Source organism: Streptomyces sp. NPDC056734 (assembly GCF_042790455.1).
Taxonomy (GTDB): Bacteria; Actinomycetota; Actinomycetes; order Streptomycetales; family Streptomycetaceae; genus Streptomyces.
In genome coordinates this window covers 12,538-36,394 of record NZ_JBHTZD010000015.1, presented here as the reverse complement: position 1 = coordinate 36,394, position 23,857 = coordinate 12,538, and the positions used below count along the sequence as shown (strand labels likewise).

Sequence of the window (23,857 nt, the reverse complement as noted above, 5' to 3'; positions counted from 1 at the left end):
CCGGCAATCGACGCCCGGGCGACCGGCGCCCCGGCAACTGGCTCCCCGGCGATGGCCTCCGGCTCTCCCGGCTCCTTCGCGTCGCTGGAGCCCGGCCTGTCCGTCCGGGAGATCCTCGCCCTGGAGCGGGTGCTCGCCGGGGAGCCCGAGGTGGTGGCCGGAGCGAGCCGGCTGGACCGGCCGGTGCGCTGGGTGCATGTCGCCGAGGCCGCCGACGTCGGGGTCATGCTCAGCGGCGGCGAGATGGTCCTCACCACCGGGGTGCTGCTCGCCGGGGACGAGGACAAACAGGCCGAGTACGTCCGCTCGCTGCACCACGCGGAGGCGGCGGCCGTCGTGCTCGGCCTCGGCCGCGCCTTCCCGGCCACCCCCGACGCCATGCGCCGGGTCGCCGAGCGGTGCGGGCTGCCCATGGTGGTCCTGCACCGCCCCTTCCCCTTCGCCCAGCTCACCGAGGAGGTCCAGTCCCGGCTGGTGCGGCGCAAGTTCGCCGCCGTCAGCCTCTCCGAATCCGTCCGCACCGAACTCACCGCGCTGATCACCGCGGGCGCCCCGCTGCAACGTCTGCTCGACGAGATCGCCCGGCACAGCGGCTGCCCGGTCGTCGTCGCCAACCTCGCCCACCGCGTCCTCGCCACCGCCGGTGAACGCCCCGCCGTGGACGATGTACTGCGCGACTGGGAGCGCATCGCCCGCCAGGCCGGACCGACCGAGGGCGCCGGGTGGATCCGGGCCGAACTCGGCGGGCGCGGTGAGCGCTGGGGCCAGATCGTGCTGTGCGGGCACCGCGGTGACACCGCCGCCGGGCGGCTGCTCGCCGACCGGGCCGCCGAGGCGCTGGTGCTGCACCGGATGCTGGGCGGCGCCCAGGTGGGCAGCTGGGAGGAGCAGTCCGCGCGGGGCCTGCTGACCGACCTGGTCAGCGGGGTCGTACCGGCCCGCCGGCTGCTGCCCCGGGCGCGGGCCGCCGGACTGCCGGTCAACCGCCGTACGTTCGTCCCGCTGGTCGTCCGCGACCGGAGCCCGGACGGGCTCGACCGGGTGCTGCGGCTGCTGGGCCTGCCCGGCATCGCCGCCGAACTCGCCGACGGGACGACCGCCGTGCTGCTCAGCCTGCCGCGCGACCAGGACGCGGTGGCGCTCACCGCCCACTTCGCCGCCCGGCTGAGATCGTCCGGGCTGAGATCGTCCGGGCTGAGATCGTCCGCCCCGGTGGTGGTGGCCGCCGCCGACGCCCGTACCGCCTGGGAGGAGGTGCCCGCCGGGCTGCGCGAGGCCCAGCACGTGGCGGACGCCGTGGCCGACTCGACGGCCGCCCTGGACCTGCCCGACGTGGTCCGGCTCCGGGACGTCCATCTGCGCGGCCTGATCCGGCTGCTGCGCGACGACCCGTACGTCCAGTCCTTCGCGGAGCGCGAGCTGGACGGACTGCTGTGCGCGGCCGACGAGGACCTGCTCGCCGTGCTGCGCAGCTATCTCGCCACCGGCCGCAACAAGTCCCGTACCGCACAGCTCCACCATGTCTCGCGGCCCGCGCTGTACCGGCGGCTCGAACAGATACAGACCCGGCTCGGTGTCGACCTGGACGACTTCGAGCAGGCGGCCTCGGTGCACATCGCGCTCCTCGCGCATGACGCGCAACAGGGGTGAAACACCCGACGACCTGTGAAAACGGCGGTGAAACATGGGCTGGCGCCGACGTGACACGGTGACACGCCACACCCGTGCATCCGTGACACGGTGCACCTCAAAGACGGCCACCGGCCTTTCTACGCTCACCGGAAACCGAGCCGGCGGAGGTCCCGATGAGCCGAGTGATCCGTGCAGCCGTCTTCCAGACCGCGTGGACCGGCGACAAGGAATCGATGATCCAGGCCCACGAGCAGGCGGCCCGCGACGCCGCCGCGCAGGGCGCCCAAGTCCTCTGCTTCCAGGAGCTGTTCTACGGCCCGTACTTCTGCCAGGTCCAGGACCCCGCCTTCTACGCCTACGCCGAGCGGATCCCCGAGGGCCCGATCGTCCGGCGCTTCCAGTCGCTCGCCCGCGAACTGGGCCTGGTCCTCGTCCTGCCGATGTACGAGGAGGAACAGCCCGGCGTCCTCTACAACACCGCGGCCGTGCTCGACGCCGACGGCAGCTACCTCGGCAAGTACCGCAAGACCCATATCCCGCAGGTGAACGGCTTCTGGGAGAAGTTCTACTTCCGCCCCGGGAACTCCGGCTGGCCCGTCTTCGACACCGCCGTAGGCAAGATCGGCGTCTACATCTGCTACGACCGCCACTTCCCCGAGGGCTGGCGCGCCCTGGGCCTCGCGGGCGCCGAGCTGGTCCTCAACCCGTCGGCCACCTCCCGCGGCCTCTCCGCCTACCTGTGGCAACTGGAGCAGCCCGCGGCGGCCGTCGCCAACGAGTACTTCGTGGCCGCGATCAACCGGGTCGGCGTGGAGGAGCTGGGCGACAACGACTTCTACGGCACCAGCTACTTCGTGGACCCCGAGGCCCGGTTCGTCGGCGAGATCGCCGGCGACAAGGAACCGGAGCTGGTCGTCCGCGACCTGGACCTCACCAGACTGAGGGAGGTCCGCGACCGCTGGCAGTTCTACCGCGACCGCGAGCCGGGCACCTATGGACCACTGACAGCCCCCTAGAAGCGCCGGGCGGGGCAGCGTACCCAGGGGCGCGGGGAACTGCGCGACCAGCCACCCACGGCCGCAACTCTCACGACGGCATCAACCCGGCAGAAGAGGCCCCATGAGCAACCGCACCATCATCACCGGCGGTCTGGTCATCACCGCCGCAGACGAACTGCACGCAGACATCCTCATCGAGGACGGCAGAATCGCCGCCCTCGCAGCGACCGGCACCCCCACCGCCGCCGCCTGGACGGCCGACCACACCGTGGACGCCAAAGGCAAATACGTCATCCCGGGCGGCGTGGACGCCCACACCCACATGGAACTCCCCTTCGGCGGCACCTTCGCCTCCGACACCTTCGAGACCGGCACCCGCGCCGCGGCCTGGGGCGGCACCACCACGATCGTCGACTTCGCGGTCCAGACCGTCGGCAGAACGCTCCGCGAGGGCCTCGACACCTGGCACGCCAAGGCCGAGGGCAACTGTGCGATCGACTACGGCTTCCACATGATCGTCTCCGATGTGCACGAGGAGACGCTCAACGAGATGGACCTCCTGGTCCAGGAGGGCGTGACCTCCTTCAAGCAGTTCATGGCCTACCCCGGCGTCTTCTACAGCGACGACGGCCAGATCCTGCGCGCCATGCAGAGATCCGCCGACAACGGCGGCCTGATCATGATGCACGCCGAGAACGGCATCGCGATCGACGTCCTGGTCGAGCAGGCACTGGCCCGCGGTGAGCGCGATCCCCGCTACCACGGCGAGGTCCGCAAGGCGCTCCTCGAAGCGGAGGCCACCCACCGCGCCATCCGCCTCGCCCAGGTCGCCGGCGCCCCCCTGTACGTCGTGCACGTCTCGGCGATGGAGGCGCTCGCCGAGTTGGCCCGCGCCCGCGACGAGGGCCTCGATGTCTTCGGCGAGACGTGCCCGCAGTATCTGTTCCTGTCCACCGACGACCTCGCCGAGCCCGGCTTCGAGGGCGCCAAGTACGTCTGCTCCACGCCGTTGCGCCCCAAGGAGCACCAGGCCAGACTCTGGCAGGGCCTGCGCACCAACGACCTCCAGGTGGTCTCCACCGACCACTGCCCCTTCTGCTTCACCGGGCAGAAGGAACTGGGCCGCGGCGACTTCTCGAAGATCCCCAACGGGCTGCCGGGCGTGGAGAACCGGATGGACCTGCTGCACCAGGCCGTCCTGGACGGCCATATCTCGCGCCGCCGCTGGATCGAGATCGCCTGTGCCGCCCCGGCGCGGATGTTCGGCCTGTACCCGAAGAAGGGCACCATCGCGCCCGGCGCCGACGCGGACATCGTGATCTACGACCCGCACGCCGAGCAGGTGCTGTCCGTGGAGAGTCAGCACATGAACGTCGACTACTCGGCGTACGAGGGCAAGCGCGTCACCGGCCGGGTGGAGACCGTGTTCTCGCGGGGCGTCCCCGTCATCACCGGGCGGGAGTACACGGGCCGCGCCGGGCACGGCGTGTACACCCCCCGTGCCACCTGTCAGTACCTCACCTAGGGAGTGCCGCCATGGACTTCGGACTCGTGCTCCAGACCGACCCGCCCGCCTCGCGGGTGATCTCGCTGATGCAGCGGGCCGAACGCAACGGCTTCGGCTACGGCTGGACCTTCGACTCGGCCGTGCTCTGGCAGGAGCCGTTCGTGATCTACAGCCAGATCCTGGCCGGCACCTCGACGCTGACGGTCGGCCCGATGGTCACCAACCCGGGCACCCGCACCTGGGAGGTGACCGCCTCCACCTTCGCCACCCTCAACGACATGTTCGGCAACCGCACGGTGTGCGGCATCGGCCGCGGCGACTCCGCGATGCGGGTGGCCGGACGCAAGCCCAACACCCTGGCCCGGATCAGCGAGGCCATGAAGGTCATCCGCGCCCTCGGCCGGGGCGAGGAGGCCGACCTCGGCGGCACGGTCATCAGGTTCCCCTGGATCAAGCCCGGCGCCGAACTCCCCGTATGGATGGCCGCGTACGGCCCCAAGGCGCTGAAGATGACCGGGGAGGAGGCGGACGGGTTCATCCTTCAGCTCGCCGACCCGTATCTCACCGCGTACATGGTGAAGACCGTCAAGGACGCGGCCGTCGCCGCCGGACGTGACCCGTCCGAGGTGAAGATCTGTGTCGCCGCGCCCGCGTATGTCACCGCGGACGACTCGCCCGGGGCGCTCGCCCACGCGCGCGAGCAGTGCCGGTGGTTCGGCGGGATGGTCGGCAACCATGTGGCCGACCTGGTGGCCAAGTACGGTGCGCACTCCGCGGCCGTGCCGGCGGAACTCACCGAGTACATCAAGGCCCGCGAGGGCTATGACTACTCCCACCACGGGCGCGCGGACAATCCCGACACCGCGTTCGTGCCGGACGAGATCGTCGACCGGTTCTGTGTCATCGGCCCGGTCGAGAAGCACATCGAGAAGCTCACCGCGCTGCGTGAACTGGGCGTCGACCAGTTCGCGGTGTACGACATGCACGACGCGCAGGAGACGGTCATCGACGCGTACGGCTCGCGGGTGATCCCCGCGCTCAACGCCTGACCGCCCGGCACGCGGCTCACGACAGCGACGCGCCCGCCCGACCGCCCCTTCCAGGACCCCTACGCGCCGGTGTCCTGGAGGGTCGCCACGGCCTCCTTCGCGGCCTTGATGGCGCCCTCGTTGATGGTGTCCGTGCTCGGCGCCTCCTTCGTCTCGAAGTCGCTGCCGTTGTAGGTGATGATCACCAGGGCGTTGGCCGCGCGGACCACCACCGTGCCCTCACGGGTGTCCTGGTCGTCCTCGGTGGTGAGGTTGACCACGGAGTACGCCGCGTCGCCCAGACCGGGGACGTCACCGCCGCCGTCCTTCTCCGCGATCCGGTCCTTGTAGTACTTCTCCGCCTCCGCGTCCGACTCCATCACCTCGAAGGAGATGTCCAGCCAGCGGTAGTCGTAGCCCTTGAGCGCGTTCCAGGAACAGGTGCGGCGCACATCGGTGTCCGTCGACGGGATCTCCTTGCCGGCCGCCTCGGCACCCGGCACCAGCGAGGTCACCGTCTTGTCGGCCACGCTGTCACAGGGCGCGGGGGAGGTGGCGTACGTCTTGGGCACCGCCGTGGTGGACGGCGCGGAGGCCGACTGGCTGCTGGTCGGCTCCGGGGTTCTGTCCTGGGCGACCGGGGCGGGATCGGCACCGGAGGACATGGCCCAGCCGACGAGGGCGAGCACGGCGACCGGGGTGAGCCGCGCGGTGAGGGCCAGCGGCAGAGGAAGAGAACGCACGGCGCACACTTCTCGTGGGGGACGGTGCGGAGTGGGGTCCGCACTGCGGACGGGACGCCAGTGTCACACGACTCCCTGTGGGGCGAAAGTGCGAACTCGCTGCGTACCGGCCCGGTGACACAATCCCGAACGGGACGCCCGGGGTGCCCGGTTATGTCCCCGGAGCAGTCCCCCTCGGGCGCTCCTCAGCCCGTTGCCGGGCTGAGGCTCCAGGCCGACTCGATCCGCTCGACCGCCAGGAACGCCCCGTACGCCACCAGATGCACCAGGCAGTGGTCCGAGTGCTCCGGGCGGCGCCACGCCGTGATGTCCTCCTCGGTGATCCGGTACGGCGCCAGCAGCGCGAGCCGCGCCCCCGGCCGGTCCTCCCGCCCCGGGAACACCTGCCGCGCCGGCGACGGATGCGAACCGTCCCACCCGCGCAGGGTCCGCTCCGCTGTACGAGGCTCTGGTCGTCGGCGTCGAGCAGGCCCGCGCCCATCAGCTGGGGGAGGAGGCGCCGCGCGGGCCTGGGACCGGCACCCCGGTTCGGCCGGAGGCTGGGGTTCTGGACGGGTCGGTGACCGGCCCTCCGTCTCCGTCCCGGCTTCCGGTCATCCGCGACCCCGGCGCAGCCGGGCCGGAGGGGGCCCGGTGATCAGGGTGGCCCTGGTGGATGACCAGGCGCTCATGCGGGCCGGGTTCCGGGCGTTGCTGGAGGCCGAGGAGTGGGTCGAGGTGGTGGGTGAGGCCGGTGATGGCGAGCAGGGGCTGGCGCTGGTCCGCGCGACCGTGCCGGACATCGCGCTGGCCGATGTCCAGATGCCGGTGATGTCGGGCATCGAGGCGACCCGCCGGATCGCCGCCGACCCGGCGCTGTCCGCCGTACGGGTCGTCATCCTCACCAACCACGGCCACGGCGCGCACGTCTTCGACGCCCTGCGCGCCGGTGCCAGCGGGTTTCTCCTCAAGGACACCGAACCGGCGGACCTGCTCCAGGCCATCGAGGTGGTCGCGGGCGGCGAGGCCCTGCTGTCGCCCGCCGTGACCCGTACGCTCATCGGCGAGTTCGTCGCCCGTCCCCCCGACCGTGCCACCGCCCCCGGCCTCGGTCATCTCATCCGCCGCGAACGCGAGGTCACCGCGCTCGCCGCGCGCGGGCTGAGCAACGAGGAGATCGCCGCGCACATGGTGATCAGCCCGTTCACGGCGAAGACCCATGTCAGCCGGGCGATGACCAAGCTGGGGGCCCGCGACCGGGCCCAACTCGTGGTGTTCGCCTACGAGTCGGGGCTGGTGACCGCCCGTAGGACATGACCCGACGGGTTCGGACCATCCCCGGCCGACCTGGGGTTCGTATCGCTCAGGAGTCGAAGCCCAGCCCGAGACGGTCCAGGGTGCGCAGCCACACATCGCGGTGGCCGCCCTTGCGGTCCGCGCGGGCCAGGGAACGGCGGGTCAGCTCCACGCCGAGATAGCGCGCGGGCTCCGGCGGGAACGGCAGCGGCTTGCTGCGCACCATCCGCAGCCGGGTCCGCTCGGTCTCCCGGCCCCCCAGCAGATCCAGCATCACCTGCGCGCCGAACCGGCTCGCCGCGACACCGAGCCCGGTGTAGCCGAGGGCGTAGGCGACCCGGCCCGCCATGGCCTGCCCGTAGAACGCGGTGAAACGCGTGCAGGTGTCGATGGCCCCGCCCCAGGCGTGGCTGAACCGCACGCCCTCCAGCTGCGGGAACGTGGTGAAGAAATGCTCCGCCAGCTTCGCGAACGTCTCGGGGCGCCGGTCGAGTTCGTCGCGCAGCCCGTTGCCGTAGTGGTAGATCGCGTCGTAGCCGCCCCACAGGATCCGCCGGTCGTCGGTGAGCCGGAAGTAGTGGAACTGGTTGCCCAGGTCGGACATGCCCTGCCGCCCCCGCCAGCCGATCGAGGCCAGCTGCCCCTCGGTGAGCGGCTCGGTGGTGAGCACATAGTCGTAGACCGGCACGGTGTACAGGCGCAGCCGCTTCAGGAGCGACGGGAACACGTTCGTCGCCAGGGCCGTGCGCCGGGCGCCGATCCGGCCGTACGGGGTCTCCAGGACGACGGCGGGGGTGCCGACGCCCTCGCGCAGCCGCTGGACGGGCGTGTTCTCGTAGACCCGCACGCCCGCCTCGACACACGCTTCGAGCAGACCCCACACCATCCGGGCCGGGTCGGTGAGGGCGTAGCCGTCGCGGTCGCGGGCGCCCGCGAGGAAGGTGGGGGAGTGCACCTCGGCGCGGATCTCCTCCTGGGTCAGGAAGTCGATCCGGCGGCCGTGCGCGGCGGCCAGCCGGCACAGCGCGCGGGCCTCCTCCACCTGGTGCGGCTCGGTCGCCGCCCACAGCTTGCCGTCGCGCCGGAAGCCGCAGTCGATGCCGTACCGGGTGAGGGACTCCTGGATCTCGTCCAGGTTCTCCAGCCCCATCCGCTCCAGGTCGGCCAGCTCCTCGGGCCAGCGTTCGGCGCCGTTGCCGAGGCCGTGGGTGAGGCTGGCGGAGACGAAGCCGCCGTTGCGGCCGGACGCCGCCCAGCCCGCCGTACGGGCGTCGACCAGGACCACGTCCTGCGACGGGTCGCGTTCCTTGGCCAGCAGCGCGGTCCACAGCCCGCTGAAACCCCCGCCGACCACGGCGAGATCACAGGTCGTGTCCCCGGTCAGGGCGGGGCGCGGCGCGGGCGCGTCGGGCTGGTCCAGCCAGTGGCTGCGGGGCAGCGCCTCGGCGAGCGCGTCGGCGTACGGGACGCCCATGGGTGCAACTCCAGTTCGGGTAGGTGAGGAGAAAGGGCCGTGGGTCAGTCGGCTATGTACAGGTCGTGCGGCAGCCGGGACAGGCTGCGCGCCCCCTGGGGCGTGCACAGCACGGTGTCGCCCATCTTGATCCCGAAGCCGTCGTCGGGCAGATGCAGGTTGGGCTCGATGGTGAAGGACATGCCCGGCGCCAGAATGTGCGGGTCGCCCTCGACCAGGGTCATCGGCTCCAGCCAGCCGGGCGGGTAGGCGACGCCGAGGCTGTAGCCGATGCGGTGACAGCGGCGGCGTACGAGATCCAGTTCGGCCAGTACCGCGTTGCAGGCGTCGTCCGGGGCGGGCGCGGGCGCGCCGGGGCCGGACGCGGCGATGGCCGCCTCGGTGGCCCGGCCCACGCACTCGGCGACCTCCCGCACCCGGGGCGTCGGCTCGCCCACCACGACCGTCCGCATCAGCACCGCGTGATAGCGGTGCACCACGCCCGCGAACTCCACGCACACCACGTCGCCGCGCGACAGCGTCCGCCGCGAGGCCATCGCGTGGACCATCGCGCTGCGCTCCCCGGACACCACCATCGGCGGGATCGCCGCGAACTCACTGCCCGCCTCGCCCAGTGCCCGGCTCGCGATCCCCGCCAGCGCGGTCTCCGAGATACCGGGCCGCACCGCCGCGAAGACCTGTTCCATGGCGTGGTCGGCCATCTCGGCGGCCTGCGTCTGGTACGCGATCTCGGCGGCCGACTTGATCAGCCGCTCCTCCGGCACCAGATCGGTGGCGTCCACCCAGCGCACCCCCGGCAGCAGGGCGCGCAGCCGGTCCCAGTTGCCCGGCAGCAGGGTGAAGGCGCCCAGCTCGATGCCCACGGTGGCCTGATCGAGCCCGTGCTTGCGGACGGTGTCCGCGATGACCTCGATCGCGTCCTCGGTGGCGATGTCGTACACGCGGGGTGCGCGCAGCCACGACAGCATGTGCACGCCGGGTTCCTCGGTGGTGCGGGTGACGTACTCCGGCTCGCCGTCACCGGCGTCGATGACCAGCGCCTGCGGCCACAGATAGCCCACCGAGCTGACGCCGGTCAGCCAGTGCACGACGTCCGGCATGCTGACGACCAGCCCGTCCAGCCCCTGCGCGGCCATCCGGGCCCGGACCCGGCGCAGCCGGTCGTCGTAGGTGGGCAGGCTGAAGGGAAGTTCCATGGTGACCTCTCGGAAAAGACGTGAAGTGAGGGGGCGTTCAGAAGGCGGTGGGCCAGTGCGGGGCCAGCGCGTCACGGACCCGTTCGATCGCGGCGTCACCGCGCGTGAGGTCGTCGGGGACGTACGCGATCGGGTCGGCCAGCGAGGGCGCCCGGCCCAGCAGCCCCTCGACGGTGGCGTGCAGACAGTAGGCGGCGTAGCTGCGGGCGTAGCCGCCCTCCTGGGTCAGCACCAGCCGCCCGCCGGTCAGTTCCCCGGCGAGTTGCCCGAGCAGGGTGCCGATGCGGTGGAACCCGGCCATGGTGACGTTGTGCCGGCCGTTGGCGTCGAAGGCGGACGCGTCCTGCCCGGAGGCGGCGACGATCAGCCCCGGCCGGAACTCCCGCAGCACCGGCGCCACGATCCGCTCGAAGGCGTCCGCGTAGGCCCGGTCGCCCGCGCCGACCGGCAGCTCGACGTTGATGTTGTGCCCGAGCCCGGCGCCGCGCCCCAGCTCGTCGGGGGCGCCGGTCTGCGGATGGGTCGCGCCCCATGCCCCGTGGGCCATGTGCAGGGAGACGGTCAGGACGTCGGAGCGGTCGTAGAAGCACTCCTGGGTGCCGTTGCCGTGGTGGACGTCCCAGTCCACCACCGCGACCCGCTCCACCCCCCGCTCCCGGGCCCGCTGCGCGGCGAGCGCCGCGTGCCCGAACACGCAGTAGCCGTCGGCCTGCTCGGGCTGCGCGTGATGACCGGGCGGCCGGACCAGCGCGTAGGCCGTCGTGCAGTCCCCGTCCAGTACGGCGTCCACCGCGGCCAGACAGGTACCGGCGGCGGCGAGCAGCGGTTCCCAGGAGCCGGGGGCGACGGTGGTGGTCGAGGTGAGCCAGTGCCGGGCCGTGCCGCCGCGCCGGGTCAGCTCCCGCACCTCACGGACGTAGGACTCGCTGTGCACGGTGGTCAGTTCGGCCTCGGTGGCCAGCCGGCCGGGGCGCCAGACGAGAGCGTCGGCGACCGGGCCGCGCTCCAGGACCGCCTTCATGTTGCGGATCCTGGGGGCGCTCTCGGGGTGCAGTTCGGGTTCGGCGAGCAGGGCGGAGGGCGCGGCCTCCCAGAAGCCCGAACCGGTGTCGTGGTCGAGGACTCGGGCGTCCCAGAACACCTGGATGCTGTCGGTCACCGGGGCTCCCGTCATTCCTGCGAGGGGGTCATCGAGTAGGTGAAGAACGCCGGTTCGTCGCCGGTGTTCTCCAGGTGGTACGTCCATCCGGGCGCGAGGTAGACACAGTCCTCGGGGCCCAGGTCGAAGTGGCCCTCGTCCCAGGTCAGCCGCAGCTGCCCGCGGATGATGAAGTAGGTCTCCTCGACCGGGCCGTACCAGTGGTCGCCGTCGGCCGTGTCGTCGGCGCCGCGCGAGGACCAGACGTTGGTCTTCTCGCCGGGGTCCATCCAGGCGGCGCCGAGCATCAGATCGGAGCCGTTGCGCCCCTTGGTGATGGCCCGCGCGATCCGGACCCGGGTGACCGCCTCGGCGGCCGGGGTGACCGGCACATCGGCCAGGGCGACGACGCTGGGCGGGACGCGGGTGGGGGCGGCGGGCGCGGGGGTGACTGAGGGGGTGACTGAGGACATGGGTGCTCCGTGGAGGGGTGGGTGGTGGGTGGGGGTGAGGGCCTTGGGGGCCTCAGGCGTCGGAAGCGGCGACCGGCACTGTCACCGGCACCGGCCCGACCGCTAACCGGACACAGTGACCGGCACCAGCGCCGACCGCTCCACCGGCCATGTCGCCCGAGCCGCCGACCCCGGCCTCAGCGGCGCCTCCTGACCGGCCGCTTCGCGGAGCTGGAGGCGCTGGCCGCCGGGGAGTTCGACGGTGACCCGGCGGTGGGCGCCGAAGTACACGATCTCGGTGACGGTGCCGTCGAGCTGGTTGTGGTGCTCGGGGACGGACTCGCCGGGCGCCAGCAGCCGCATCCGTTCCGGCCGGACGACCAGCGCGACCTCGGCCGGGCCGACGGCCGCCCCGGACGGCGCCGCCAGCTCGAATCCGTCGCAGGTCAGCACCCCCGGTGCCGTACAGCGCCCGGTGAAGACATTGGACTCGCCGAGGAACTGTGCCACGAACAGGGTCGCCGGACGCTCGTACAGCTCCTCGGGCGTGCCGACCTGTTCGATGCGGCCCTCGTTGAAGACGGCGATGCGGTCGGAGAGGGCGAGGGCCTCCTCCTGGTCGTGGGTGACGAAGACGAAGGTGATGCCCAGTTCCCGGTGCATCCGGGAGATCTCGCCCTGGAGCTGTTCGCGCAGCTTCTTGTCGAGGGCGCCGAGCGGTTCGTCCATCAGCAGCACCCGGGGGTTGAAGACGACGGCCCGCGCGAGCGCGACCCGCTGCTGCTGCCCGCCGGAGAGCTGGCTCGGCAGCCGCTCGGCCATCCCCTCCAGCTGGACCATCTCCAGCGCCTGGGCCACCCGCCGCCGGATCTCCCCCTTGGGCACCTTGCGCTGCTCCAGCGGGAAGGCGATGTTCCGGGCGACGGTCAGATGCGGGAAGAGGGCGTAGTGCTGGAAGACCATGCCCAGGTCCCGCTTGTGCGGCGGCAGCGCGGCGACATCGGCGCCGTCGACGGTGATGGCGCCCTCGGAGACGCCGCTGAATCCGGCGATCATGTTGAGGGTGGTGGTCTTGCCGGAGCCGGACGGGCCGAGGAAGGTCATGAACTCCCCGACCTCGATGTCCAGGTTCACCCGGTCCACGGCCGCGCGGGTGCCGTAGCGCTTGGTGAGATCGCGCAGCCGGACGGTGGCACCGGAGGCGGGCGGGCTGCCGGGCGTCTTGGTGAGGGCGGTGGGGGCCGCGATGGCCCCGGTGGTGTCGGGCATGTCAGCTGGTCCCCTCGCGCCGGGTGCGCCGCAGCAGTTGCGGGAGCAGGATGAGCGCGGTCGTGGCGACGAGCACGATGCTCGACGCGGCGGCGATCGTCGGATCGGTCTCCACGGTGACGCTGCTGAACATGGTCACCGGAAGGGTGTGCAGGGTCGGGCTCTGGAGGTAGAAGGCGATGACCACCTCGTCCAGCGAGGTGACGAACGCGAAGACCGCGCCGGACAGCACACCGGGGGCGATCAGGGGCGCGGTGATCCGCCGGAAGGTGGTCAGCGGGCTCGCCCCGAGCATCGCGGCGGCCCGGTCGAGCCTGCGGTCGTAGCCGCGCAGACTGGTGGAGACGGCGACCACCACGAACGGGACGGCGAGCGCGGTGTGCGCGAGGACGAACCCGATGGCGGTACCGGCAAGGCCCCAGTTGAGGAAAGCGGCGTACACGGCGATGGCGGCCACGATCTGCGGCACCACCATCGGCGCCATCAGCAGCCCGTTGATCAGGCCCTTGCCGGGGATCCGGCCCCGGTCCAGGGCGAGCGCCGCCAGGGTGCCCAGGACAGTGGCGAGGACGGCCACCGCGAGGGCGATCTGGAGCGAGGTCAGCAGGGAGTCGCGCCAGACGGGGTCGGTGAAGAAGTTCCGGTACCAGTCCAGGGACCAGTTCTCCGGCGGGAACGCGAAGCTGCGCTTGCCGGTGAAGGACAGCGGGATGACCACCAGCGTCGGTGCCACCAGCAGGGCGCCCACCAGCGCGGCCCACAGCCGCAGTCCGATGCCGCCGCGGAACAGGGTGTTGTCGTTCATGGTCAGTCCTCCTCCCGTCCCTTGCCGCCGGCCCCGGACAGTCCGAGGGCCGCGCCCGCCCGGCTCACCCGGGCCACCAGGAGCAGCAGCAGCGCGGTGATGGCGAGCAGCAGCACCGAGAAGGCGCCGGCGCCGCCGAAGTCGAGCAGTTTCTCCACCTTCGTGCCGATGACCTGCGCCACCATCGACTCCTTCGGCGAGCCGAGCAGCTTCGGCGTGACGTAGAAGCCGAGGGCGAGCACGAACACCAGGGTGGTCCCGGAGATCACGCCGGGCAGTGACAGCGGCAGGTAGATCCGGCGGAAGCAGGTGACCTTGGAGGCGCCGAGCCCCGAGGCGGCGCTGAGCAGCCGGTGGTCGATGCCGCTCATCACGCTGTACAGCGGCAGCACCATGTAGGGCAGCAGCACCTGGATCATGCCGATGGCCACACCGGGCGCGCTGCCCAGCAGCCCGTGCCCGTCCCGCCCGAACAGCGAGCCGAGCATGCCGAGCGGCCCGCCGTCCTGGAGCAGCACGATCCAGGCGAAATTGCGCGCCATCAGGCTGGTCCAGAACGGCAGCAGCACCAGCGCCATCAGCACCGCGCGGGCCCGTGGCCCGGTGACGGTCATCAGATACGCGTACGGGTACGCCAGCAGCAGCGTGGTCACCGCGACCACCAGCGCCATCACCAGCGTCCGTACGACGACCCGCACGGTCGTCGGATCACCCAGCAGATCCCGGAAGTTACCCAGCCCCGTCTCGGGTTCGACAAACGCCAGCCGCACGATGTCCACCAACGGCCACCCGAAGAACACCCCCAGCATCAACACGGCGGGAGCGAGCAGCAGGGCCGGGCGGGCCCACCCCGGCATGCGACGCCGGTGCGCCACACTCGGCGCGCGGGCGGCCCCGGTACCGGTCAGCAGATCGGTCATGCGGATTACCTCGTCCTTGGAAATGCGAAGCGGGGGAGAGGGCGAACACGGGCGACGGCAACGCCGCCGCTTTCAGGGGTCATGGCGAACGCGGGTGGCGACAACGCCGCGCTTCTAGGGGCGCGGGGAACTGCGCGACCAGCCACAACGAACCCGCACCCGGCAACGGCGCCCCACCGATTCACCCGGTGGCCCAAGCGGTCCACTTCTCGGTAGCCGCATCCTGATTCGAAGCCCACCAGGCAACATCCTGATAGAACCCCTTCTCCTGAATATCGGCCCGAGCCGTGTTCCACTCCTCGGCCAGCGCATCCAACTCAGGCTTCGCCTCGGAATTGACGGCGGCATAAGGCTGATCCTCGGCAAAAGCGGCCTGCGGCCCCGCACTGGTCGCATACGCGATGAAGTCCATGGCAAGGTCCTTGTTGGGCGCCCCCTTGGGCACCATCAGCACCGCGTAGGCCAGCATGTTGTCCTCCCACACCGGCGTATACGCGGAGCCGTTCTTCGCGGCCATGTACGCCCGCCCCGACCACACCAGCGCCATGTCGGCCTGCTGGGACTCCAGCGCCTGCTGGCTCTGCGCGGAGGTCTCCCAGAACGTCAGATCGTCGCCGAGGGTGTCGAGCTTGCCGAAGGCCCGGTCGTAGTCGAGCGGGTAGAGCTGATCGGCGGCGACCCCGTCGGCGAGCAGTGCGGCCTCGATGGACCCGCCGGTGGCGAAACCGGGCGCGAGCCGCTTGCCGGGGAACGTGTCGGTGTCGAAGAAGTCGGCGACCGAGGTCGGCTCGGCGCCCTTGTACTTCTCCGGGTTGTAGACCAGGACCAGCGAATACATCGCGTCCGGCACCGCGCAGTCACTGACCGTGCCCTCGGGGAACTTCGACTTGTCGATCTTGGTGAAGTCCAGCTTCTCGGCGTACGTCCCACACGCCCCGACCGGGAAGAACGGCTCGGTGTCGACGACGTCCCAGGTGACGCGCTTCGCGTCGACCATCGTCTTGATCTTGGCGTAGTCGGTCGGCTGGTCCTCGACCGCCTTGACGCCGGCGTCCTTCGCCCACGGCTCCAGCCAGGCGGTCGCCTGCGCCTTCTGGTAGCCGCTGCCGTACGACGTGAAGGTGAGGCTCTCGCCCTCGCCCCCGGCGCCGCCGGAGCCGGTGGAGCAGGCGGTGGTGATCAGGGCCAGCGCGGCGGCGATCGCCGCCGCGCCGAGATAGCGCGAAGGTAGCTGCACGGTCGGTCCTCCATCCGGGGTGACAACCACTGAAGTGGCAATATGCGCTTATTATTGCGACGAGGGCGCGCTTGGCAATACCCTCGGGGCAACTCGTGACCACCCGGGAGGGCACACATATGGCTCGACAGAGCGCGCACGCCGAGGGCCTCACCAAGGGCTCCGCACGCGCCTCGGACGCGGCCGAGGTCGATCTGAAGGACCTGCGCCGCCTCCAACTCATCAGCGCGGCAAGCGAGGTGATCTGCCGCAACGGTGTCGACGGGGCCCGCCTCAAGGACATCGCCGAAGAGGCCGGGGTGTCCCTCGGACTCGTCCAGCACTACTTCCGGCGCCGCGAGGAACTGATCAGCGAGACGATCGGATCCATGCTGGAGCTGACCCTCGCCACCTGGCGCTCGGTCTCCGAGCGCGAGCCCGACCCGGTGCGCAGGCTCTTCGCCCTGCTGCGCTTCCAGGTCGCGGGCTGGGCCCCGTTCGCCAAGCGCTGGTCGTTCTGGATCGAGTTCTGGTCCGCCGCCAACCGTGACACCGCCCTCCAGGGGTACGCCCGCGATGTCTACGAGCGCTGGCAGGAGCCCTTCAGCACGGCCATCGACGCGGGTGTGCGCACCGGCGACTTCAGCCCCGCCGTCCCCTCCGAGCGGGTCAGCCTCATACTGATGTCCCTGGCCGACGGGACCGCCATCCATGTCCTGATGGCCCGTGACTCCCTCGACGAGGAAGGCATGTTCGACCTCCTCATCGACATGGCCTGCCGCATCCTCGGCATCGACACCGAGGTCCGCGACCGGGCCCTGACCGACCTCCCGAGGATCATCAGCCCGCACTACCCGAGCGAGCCCGAACCCGGCGACTCCATCGACTGGAGCCCGCTGATCGAGGCCCGCCTGGGGTGAGCCGCCCCCTCCTTGCCTGTGGGTGCTGGTAACAGGACGAACGCCTGCCTGGTTGCCGCGGACCGACGCGGAAACGATGGGCGGACCTGACCCCTCTTCCACACCCCGGGAAAGCGAGTGACGCAGCGTGAGCGCCAGCGGACGTAAGGGGCCGCCCGCCGGGCCCGAGCGGGACACCTTCCACCGGTGGCGGTACGCCGGGGTCTTCCTGCTCCTCTTCCTGTTCGGCACGGAGACCTTCCTGGTCTCCCCGCTGCTGCCGACCAGTGCCGACGACATCGACGTCTCCGAATCGGCCGCCGCCCAGAGCGTCACCGCCTATGTGCTGGTGTACGCCATCAGCGCGCCCTTGCTCGGCCTGCTCAGCGACCGCTTCGGCCGCCGCCGCACCCTGCTGGCCGGCACCGCGCTGTTCCTGCTCTCCAACGCCGCCGCGGCCCTGTCCGGTTCGCTCGCGCCGCTCATCGTGTCGCGGGCGCTCGCCGGGCTGGCCGCCGCCGCGGGCCCCGCCATCTGGGCCCATGTCGCCGAGACCGCCCCCGACCGGGTGCGCGGCCGGGCCCTCGGACTCGGCATGGCCCTGTTCTCCTGCGGCCAGGTCATCGGCGTACCGCTGGGCGGACTGCTGGCCGGACTGGCCGGCTGGCGCTCCGCGTTCTGGGCCCTGGCGCTGGGCACCTGGCCGCCGTACCCCTGCTGCTGCGCCAGGTCGGCGCCGACCCGGCCGCCGCGCCCGCCCAGGCCCCGGCCGCCGGTACGGCACGCGGTGCCGCGGCTTCCGTGGTCGCCGCTTGGCGCCACCCCGCCCTGCGCCGGGCGCTGACCGTCAACACCGTCTTCCACGCGGCCAACCTCGGCGCGTACACGTTCCTCGGCGTGGTCCTCGTCCAGCGCTTCGACCTGTCCGTGACCGCGCTCGGCCTGGTCGGCATCCTGGTCGGCGCGGGCTCCGTCGCCGGATCGCTGCTCGGCGGACGGCTCGGCGACCGGGACCGGGCGGCCGGGCGCCACCATCTGCCGCTCCTGCCGCTGTGGGGCCTGCTGCTCGCCGCCGGTATCGCGCTGTCCGCGGTCGGCCCCGGCATCGTCCTGGCGCTGCTCGGCGTCACCCTCTGGTTCGTCGCCAGCGGCGGCTTCGTCACCGACCAGCAGACCCTGGCCGGCACCGCCGCACCCGACCTGCGCGCCACCGGCAGAACCTGGACCTTCACCCTCCGCGAGGGCGTCAAGTTCCAGGACGGCACCGCCTTCGACGCCGACGCCGTCGTCTTCAACCTCGACCGTTACCTCGACGAGGTCAGGCCGTACCACACGGACGTCCTCGGCGCCGCGGCGGGCGAATACGCGGGCGGCATCACGCAGTACACCAAACTCGCCGACGACCGCGTCGAACTGGTCACCGCCGAGCGCAACGGGCACTTCCCCCCAGGATCTCGCCCATGTCCTCATCGCCAGCCCCACCGCCGTACGCGAGACCGGGACCGAGAACTTCTCCGAACACCCCGTCGGCACGGGCCCGGGGAGCTGGGAGAGAGGTGCCCCCGGGTCCCCCGCCACGCTGGTTCGATCCGGCGGTGCTGCGATGGTCGGACCCGGTGATCGGCGGCCCGGTGGTGACACCGCCGTATCTGTGACCGGGCGCTGCCCCCGGACACCGGCCTGGACTCGGTCCTCGGCGGCCCGGACGGCATCCCGCTGGACCACGGCACCGTCCAGCACCTGTCGCTCGCCCGCATCCTGCTCGCCGACCACCGCCTCGAACAGGCCCGCGACGCGGACCACGTCGTCCTGCTGAGTGCCGGCCGGATAGCCGAGGAGGGCACGCACGAGGAACTCATCGCAGCGGCGGGGGAGTACGCGGCCCTGTGGCACGCGTACACCGGCACCGGCACCGGCATCGGCACACCGACAGCGAGCCCACACCCAGTCGCCCCACAACCCGCGAACCCCACAACCCCTGAACCCACCTCCCCCAACTCGCCGAGGAGCACCGCACCATGAACATCCACCGAGCCGCCGTGGCCCGAGTCCGGCGCCTCACCGGCACCATGATCCGGGTGACACTGACCGGCGGCGATCTCCCGGACTTCCGCTCCACGGGGGTGGGCGACGAATACGTGCGGCTGTTCTTCCCGCACGGCCCCGACCGCCACGACCTCTCGCTGCCGGTGGTGCGGGGGAACGGCTGGGAGACCCCAGAGGGCCGCCCAACGGCCCCCATGCGCACCTACACCATCCGCGCGGTACGCCCCGAGTCCGCCGAGATCGACATCGACTTCGTCCTGCACGACCACGGTGTCGCCGCCACCTGGGCCGCCGCCGCCCGCCCCGGCGACCCGATCGGCCTGAACTCGCCCACCGGCCTCTACGATCCCCCGGCGGACGTCACCCGGCAGATCCTCGTCTGCGACCAGACCGGGCTGCCTGCCCTCGCCCGGATCCTGGAGAACACCCCGCACTCCGTCGCCACCCGGGCGGTCATCGAGGTCCCCGGCGAACAGGCCGTCCAGCCGCTGCCCCCGCACCCCGACACCAAGGTCACCTGGACCTACGGCGGCAACGGCCACACCCCCAGCCGCCTGGCGGACCTGGTGACCGCGGCGATCCCCCCGGACACGGACCTCGACGGCACCTATGTCTGGGTGGCGGGTGAGACCACCGCCCTGCGTGCCGTCCGCAAGCATCTGCGCAAGACCCTCGCCCTGGCCTCGGCCCGCTTCAAGGTGGTCGGCTACTGGGTCCCGGGCGCGGACAGCTGGACCGAGCGCTACGAGTCCCTGCCGGAGCGGGTGAAGTCGGAACTCGCCGCGCTGTGGGAGGCCCCGACCGACGACCTGGAAGACGTGACGATCGAGTACGAGAACCGCCTGACCGGCCTGGGGCTGTAAAACGTCCCAAGGCTGGAAGGATCGCGCCTGAGCCGCGCGGAAACGGTCCAGCCGCTGGGCCGCCGCCACGTGGTGGCGTGGCAGGCCCGGGTGTACCCCTTGATGACACGCTCCATCCTCGGCGGCCGTGCCAGGACCCGCTTCCGGCCCGGCCCACCAACCGTCCGTCAGGAGGGGCTCCGGCCTCCGGCCCACGGCTCTCGGGACACCGCGTGGGCCGCCCGGAGGAAGGCGTCGTTCTCCGCGGGTGTGCCCATGGAGGTGCGCAGTCGGCGCGGGATGCCGTTGTCGCGGATCAAGACCCCGTGGTTGAGCAGGGCCTGCCAGGCCCGGCGGGTGTCGTCGAAGGGGCCGAACTGCACGAAGGAGGCGTCGGACTCGTCGACCTCGTAGCCGATGGCCGTCAACTCGGCCATGACACGGCGCCGTTCGTCCTTGAGCTGGTCCACATAGTCCAGCAGTGGGCCGGAGTGCTCAAGGGCGGCCAGGGCGAGTGCCTGGGTCACGGAGGACAAGTGATAGGGCAGCCGCACCAGTTGCACCGCGTCGACCACGGCGGGGGCGGCGACCAGATAGCCCACCCGCAGCCCCGCGGCGCCGAACGCCTTGGACATCGTACGAGTGACCACGAGGTGGGGGTGGTCCTCGACCAGGGGCACCAGGGACGGCCGGTCGGAGAACTCCCCGTACGCCTCGTCCACGACGACCATGCACGGACGGGCCTCCTGCGCCATCTCGTACAGCGCGAGCACGGTCTTCGCGGGGACGGCCGCGCCGGTCGGATTGTTCGGCGAGGTGATGAGCACGAGGTGGGGCCGCTGCTGGGCGAGAGCCTCGCCGGCGGCGCGCAGATCGATGCCGAAGCCCTCGTCCCGGGGGCAGGAGACCCAGGCCGTACCGCAGTTGCGGGCGGTCAGCGCATGCAGGGTGTACGACGGCTCGAAGCCGAGGGCGCGGCGGTCCGGGCCGCCGAACGCCTGGAACAACTGCTGGATCACCTCCGTGGACCCGTTGGCGGCCCACACCCGCCGGGCGTCCACGGGGTGACCGGTGGCGCGGGACACATACCCGGCCAGACCGGCCCTCAGCTCCAGTGCGTCCCGGTCCGGATAGCGGTTGAGCCCGCCCGCGATCTCCCGCACCCGGTCCGCCATCGCCCGCACCAGCGGCTCCGGCAGCGGGAAGGGGTTCTCGTTGACGTTCAGGCGTACCGGAACATCCCGTTCGGGAGCGCCGTAAGGGCTCTGGCCGCGCAGCTCGTCCCGGACGGGGAGATCGTCGATGTGGGTCACCGGGTCACTTTCTGGTCGAGGAACTCAAGGACGAGGGGACCGGCGAGGTCGCGGTACTCCTCGAAATAGGCGTGGCGGCCACCCTCGATCAGCTCCAGCCGGGAGCCTGGGACACGGGCTGCCAGCAAGGGGGCGTTGGCGGTGGGATTGAGCCGGTCGTCGGTGCCGTGCAGCACCAGGGTCGGCGAGGTCGTGCCGGGCAGCGCGTCCCACATGTCATGCCCGTCGCTCGCGACCCGGTGCCCACGCCGGGCGTGTGCGGGCATGGTCCGGTCGCCGAGCGTGTGGTGCGGGCCCGGGTGCGTCGCGAGCCAGGCCGGGGTGTACATCAGCCCCAGCAGTGCCCGCCGTGCCTCGACCGGATCGGGGCGGGCCAAGGAGCGGCGAACCTCAGGACTCCGCTCGACGCCGTGCCGTCCACCCGCCGAGGTGCAGCCGAGCACCAGGGCACGTACCCGCCGACGATGGCGGACGGCCAGACACTGGGCGACCCGCCCGCCCATGGACGTGCCGTACACATCGGCCCGGTCCACGGCCAGTTCGTCGAGGACCGCGACGACGTCCGCGGCGAACCGCTCGGTGGAGTAGGACAGGCGGGGCTTGTCGCTCTCCCCGGTGCCCCGGTAGTCGATCGTGATGGTGCTCCGCGAGCCGGTGAAGTCGTCGCGGACACCGTCCCACCAGTGGTGGTCGTTCGCCTGACCGGCGAGCAGCACGAGCGGGGGGCCGGATCCGCGGACCTGGTAGGCGATACGGACCCCGTCGGAGGTCTTGGCGTGCGGCACGGCGGTTCCCTTCGGACTCGTGAAGATCTGCCCAGTCGTCAAGATCTGCCACTCGTGGAGATCTGCCACTCGTGGCGGTCGGCGCATCGTCACAGCACCGGGCTCTGGCCCCCGTCGCACCGCACCGCGCTGCCGGTGAGGTAGGAGGCGCGCTCGCTGCACAGGAAGGCGGCGACAGCGCCGAACTCGTCCGGCTCGCCGTATCTGCCGAGGGGGATCCGCCGCGCGGACGCGGCGATCACCCTGTCCACCGTGTCCCCGGACCCGGCGGCACGGGCGGCGTCGATCCGCCGTACCCGGTCGGTGGCGATGCGCCCGGGAAGCAGCAGATTGACCGTGACACCGTCCCCGGCGACCTCGGTCGCCAGCATCTTGAGATACGCGGCGAGCGCGGTGCGCCCGACGACGGACAGCGCCAGGTCCTGGATCGGGGCCGCGACGGCGCTCGACCCCACCGCCAGAACCCGCCCCCACCGCCGCTCGCGCATGTGCGGCAGGGCCAGTGACAGCAGACGGTGATGGACGGTCATCAGTGACTCGACGGCGCCGCCCAACTCCGGCTCGGCGATCTCCGTGATCCGGGCCGGCCGGGGCCCCGGCCCGTTGAGCACCAGGATGTCCGGGGGGCCGAACGCGGCCCGCGCGGCCCGCATCAGGGTGTCGGCCCCGTCCGGGGCGAGCAGGTCCACGCCGACTCCCACGGCGTGCGGAAGGCCGGCGGCGACCTTCTCGGCCAGGTCGGCGCGGCGCCCGCACACGACGACCCGGGCGCCTTCGACGGCCAGCGCCTCGGCCGTGGCCCTGCCCAGGCCGGCCGTGGACGCGCAGACGATCGCGGTTCTGCCGCCGATGCCGAGGTCCATCGATGTTTCTCCCCTGTCGTGATGGGTGTGGCCGTGGCGTGGTGGTTCGGATCGGTGTGTTCCACGGCGTGGTGGTCCTGATCGGTGTGTTCCACGGCGTGGCTCTGGACGGGCAACGGGACGTGACCGCTGCTGCGGCGGGTCATATCTGGCCGTTGCGGATCGCGTAGGCCACCGCGTGGGAGCGGTTGCGCAGCTGGTAGCGCTTGATCATGCTGTAGAGAACGTTCTTGATGGTCCGGTGGGAGTAGCCGAGTTTGTCCCCGATCTCCTGCAACTCATCTCCCTCGGAGACCAGTTGCAGGATCTCCGCCTCGCGCAGGGTGAGTCCGCCCGGAGTGAGCCCGTGGGGCACGAGCACGTCCCGATGGGTCTTCGTCATCTGGTCCATCAGCTGGCCCTGGAGTTCGGCCGGCAGATCGCCGTGACCGGCCCGTACCTCCTGTAGTGCCCTGCCGAACCGCTCCCAGGTGAACGCCGAGCGGAACAGCACCGCGCGTACCCCGGCCGCCATCGCGGCGCAGGCGTCGACCGACCACTCGCCGTCGGCGATCACGAGGAGCCTGGCCCCGTCCTCCGCCATCTGCCGCAGGAGCGCCAAGGTGTGGGCGTCCGGGCTCTGAACGGCGGCGACCACGATATCGGCACGGGTGCCCCGGTCCGCTAACGCCAGGCAGGGCTGGCTCTCGACATAGCTCACCAGGGCGGAACGGGTGATCGGGTCGGCCGCGTGGACCGCCAGCCGGACCATGTCGCCGGCGGTTGGCAGGAAGGAACCGACTCCCAGGTGCTCCCCGCGGGACTCCGCGAGCAGGTGCGGCTGTTTGGCGAGGGGATCGAAGCAGGCCGGGTCGGTCCTGTGCGCGCCGACCCGGACTACAGGGGGACAATCCTGCCGCGAGATGGTGCCTGCCATCGGTCTCTCCTCTGTGGAGCCCGCTGAGCAGGCTGGTCCGACCTGTTCAGCGGGCCTACCGTGTGTGGCACAGCCGGGTTCTGGCGGCCCGCGCCCTGGAGCTGTGGAGTGTTTCCCCTCCACAATTCTCCTAAAATTCATCCAGGGTTTGTCAAGTCCCTGCCGTGTCGGCCCCGCAATTTAGGACGCCCGGCAGTTTTAGTCAGAGTTTGCCAAGGTTTACAGGCCGCTTTGCTTGAATTGCCGTATGTGCCGCCGGGCCGAAATCGATGTCTGTCCTGCTGTGGAGTGGGGGCGGCCGTGGCGCGCGGGTTCAGTTAATTGGGGGACATGAGAGAATCGTGTCGACCGTCATGAGTATTGCCTCAAAAATTGCCAGGAGAGTCTTCGGTCGCAGTCAAATCTTGCGCCGTATGTCGTGGCTGATTCTGCAGGGGCCGGGTGACGGCTCACATCGAGGTGGCGGATGTCCTGTCCGTGTGGGTTTCGTGGGTTTTGTCGACGAAATGGCCGCCCGTTATTCCCGGCTGTCCGGGGGCA

General features: G+C 71.3%; 22 protein-coding genes and 1 pseudogene. 9 read left to right on the top strand and 14 right to left on the bottom strand.

The features are described 5' to 3' along the window. Positions 1-51: 51 nt before the first annotated feature. From ACFRFC_RS22945 to ACFRFC_RS22930, 4 genes are all read left to right on the top strand, one after another. Positions 52-1,650 (top strand): PucR family transcriptional regulator, encoded by a 1,599-nt coding sequence (locus ACFRFC_RS22945; RefSeq protein WP_382693316.1) that lies wholly within the window; start codon positions 52-54, stop codon positions 1,648-1,650. Positions 1,651-1,805: 155 nt separating this feature from the next. Then, positions 1,806-2,648: a nitrilase-related carbon-nitrogen hydrolase gene (locus ACFRFC_RS22940; protein WP_382693300.1), complete on the top strand. Its 843-nt coding sequence runs from the start codon at positions 1,806-1,808 to the stop codon at positions 2,646-2,648. A gap of 103 nt (positions 2,649-2,751) precedes the next feature. Continuing rightward, positions 2,752-4,155, top strand: coding sequence for a dihydropyrimidinase (gene hydA / locus ACFRFC_RS22935; protein ID WP_382693298.1), 1,404 nt, complete (start codon positions 2,752-2,754; stop codon positions 4,153-4,155). Positions 4,156-4,166: 11 nt separating this feature from the next. Further along, a complete protein-coding gene (locus tag ACFRFC_RS22930; RefSeq protein ID WP_382693295.1) occupies positions 4,167-5,186 on the top strand; it encodes a TIGR03842 family LLM class F420-dependent oxidoreductase in 1,020 nt (339 codons plus the stop codon). Positions 5,187-5,245: 59 nt separating this feature from the next. Here the strand turns inward: ACFRFC_RS22930 and ACFRFC_RS22925 are convergent, their stop codons facing one another. Continuing rightward, positions 5,246-5,908 (bottom strand): hypothetical protein, encoded by a 663-nt coding sequence (locus ACFRFC_RS22925; RefSeq protein ID WP_382693293.1) that lies wholly within the window; start codon positions 5,906-5,908, stop codon positions 5,246-5,248. A gap of 185 nt (positions 5,909-6,093) precedes the next feature. After that, positions 6,094-6,392 (bottom strand): annotated as a pseudogene (locus tag ACFRFC_RS22920) (DNA-binding protein); the annotation flags it as partial. A gap of 149 nt (positions 6,393-6,541) precedes the next feature. Here ACFRFC_RS22920 and ACFRFC_RS22915 point away from each other — a divergent pair. Beyond that, complete coding sequence (locus tag ACFRFC_RS22915; RefSeq protein ID WP_382693290.1) at positions 6,542-7,204, top strand: response regulator; 663 nt, start codon at positions 6,542-6,544, stop codon at positions 7,202-7,204. Positions 7,205-7,250: 46 nt separating this feature from the next. Here the strand turns inward: ACFRFC_RS22915 and ACFRFC_RS22910 are convergent, their stop codons facing one another. From ACFRFC_RS22910 to ACFRFC_RS22875, 8 genes are all read right to left on the bottom strand, one after another. Beyond that, complete coding sequence (locus tag ACFRFC_RS22910) at positions 7,251-8,657, bottom strand: NAD(P)/FAD-dependent oxidoreductase (RefSeq protein ID WP_382693287.1); 1,407 nt, start codon at positions 8,655-8,657, stop codon at positions 7,251-7,253. A gap of 44 nt (positions 8,658-8,701) precedes the next feature. Then, a complete protein-coding gene (locus ACFRFC_RS22905; protein ID WP_382693285.1) occupies positions 8,702-9,853 on the bottom strand; it encodes a M24 family metallopeptidase in 1,152 nt (383 codons plus the stop codon). Between the two features lie 37 nt (positions 9,854-9,890). Then, the gene (locus ACFRFC_RS22900; RefSeq protein ID WP_382693283.1) at positions 9,891-11,012 is read right to left on the bottom strand and encodes a class II histone deacetylase; all 1,122 of its coding nucleotides are present in this window, start codon (positions 11,010-11,012) and stop codon (positions 9,891-9,893) included. A gap of 11 nt (positions 11,013-11,023) precedes the next feature. After that, the gene (locus tag ACFRFC_RS22895) at positions 11,024-11,464 is read right to left on the bottom strand and encodes a cupin domain-containing protein (RefSeq protein WP_382693281.1); all 441 of its coding nucleotides are present in this window, start codon (positions 11,462-11,464) and stop codon (positions 11,024-11,026) included. A 102-nt stretch (positions 11,465-11,566) separates the two neighbouring features. Beyond that, positions 11,567-12,712 carry an ABC transporter ATP-binding protein gene (locus tag ACFRFC_RS22890; protein WP_382693279.1) on the bottom strand — a complete coding sequence of 382 codons (1,146 nt, stop codon included), beginning with the start codon at positions 12,710-12,712 and terminating at the stop codon, positions 11,567-11,569. Between the two features lies 1 nt (position 12,713). Continuing rightward, entirely contained in the window at positions 12,714-13,517 is an 804-nt protein-coding gene (locus tag ACFRFC_RS22885) for an ABC transporter permease (protein ID WP_382693276.1), read from the bottom strand. Positions 13,518-13,519: 2 nt separating this feature from the next. Next, positions 13,520-14,437: an ABC transporter permease gene (locus ACFRFC_RS22880; RefSeq protein WP_382693273.1), complete on the bottom strand. Its 918-nt coding sequence runs from the start codon at positions 14,435-14,437 to the stop codon at positions 13,520-13,522. A 181-nt stretch (positions 14,438-14,618) separates the two neighbouring features. Then, positions 14,619-15,674, bottom strand: coding sequence for an ABC transporter substrate-binding protein (locus ACFRFC_RS22875; RefSeq protein WP_382693271.1), 1,056 nt, complete (start codon positions 15,672-15,674; stop codon positions 14,619-14,621). Positions 15,675-15,793: 119 nt separating this feature from the next. On the opposite strand from ACFRFC_RS22875, the gene ACFRFC_RS22870 reads away from it, so the two are divergent. From ACFRFC_RS22870 to ACFRFC_RS22855, 4 genes are all read left to right on the top strand, one after another. Continuing rightward, the gene (locus tag ACFRFC_RS22870) at positions 15,794-16,573 is read left to right on the top strand and encodes a TetR/AcrR family transcriptional regulator (protein ID WP_382693268.1); all 780 of its coding nucleotides are present in this window, start codon (positions 15,794-15,796) and stop codon (positions 16,571-16,573) included. A gap of 127 nt (positions 16,574-16,700) precedes the next feature. Next, positions 16,701-17,396, top strand: coding sequence for an MFS transporter (locus tag ACFRFC_RS22865; protein ID WP_382693265.1), 696 nt, complete (start codon positions 16,701-16,703; stop codon positions 17,394-17,396). Beyond that, on the top strand, positions 17,354-18,172 hold the full coding sequence (locus ACFRFC_RS22860) for an ABC transporter substrate-binding protein (RefSeq protein WP_382693262.1): 819 nt from the start codon (positions 17,354-17,356) through the stop codon (positions 18,170-18,172). Before ACFRFC_RS22865 ends, ACFRFC_RS22860 begins: the two co-directional genes overlap by 43 nt. 398 nt (positions 18,173-18,570) lie before the next feature. After that, positions 18,571-19,461 (top strand): siderophore-interacting protein, encoded by an 891-nt coding sequence (locus ACFRFC_RS22855; RefSeq protein WP_382693260.1) that lies wholly within the window; start codon positions 18,571-18,573, stop codon positions 19,459-19,461. A 167-nt stretch (positions 19,462-19,628) separates the two neighbouring features. Here the strand turns inward: ACFRFC_RS22855 and ACFRFC_RS22850 are convergent, their stop codons facing one another. The 4 genes from ACFRFC_RS22850 to ACFRFC_RS22835 form a co-directional block, all read right to left on the bottom strand. Continuing rightward, positions 19,629-20,753 (bottom strand): histidinol-phosphate transaminase, encoded by a 1,125-nt coding sequence (locus tag ACFRFC_RS22850; RefSeq protein WP_382693258.1) that lies wholly within the window; start codon positions 20,751-20,753, stop codon positions 19,629-19,631. Further along, a complete protein-coding gene (locus tag ACFRFC_RS22845) occupies positions 20,750-21,538 on the bottom strand; it encodes an alpha/beta fold hydrolase (protein ID WP_382693256.1) in 789 nt (262 codons plus the stop codon). Before ACFRFC_RS22845 ends, ACFRFC_RS22850 begins: the two co-directional genes overlap by 4 nt. An 89-nt stretch (positions 21,539-21,627) precedes the next feature. Further along, positions 21,628-22,401: an SDR family oxidoreductase gene (locus tag ACFRFC_RS22840; protein ID WP_382693253.1), complete on the bottom strand. Its 774-nt coding sequence runs from the start codon at positions 22,399-22,401 to the stop codon at positions 21,628-21,630. Positions 22,402-22,543: 142 nt separating this feature from the next. After that, entirely contained in the window at positions 22,544-23,317 is a 774-nt protein-coding gene (locus ACFRFC_RS22835; protein ID WP_382693250.1) for a response regulator transcription factor, read from the bottom strand. Between the last annotated feature and the right edge of the window lie 540 nt (positions 23,318-23,857).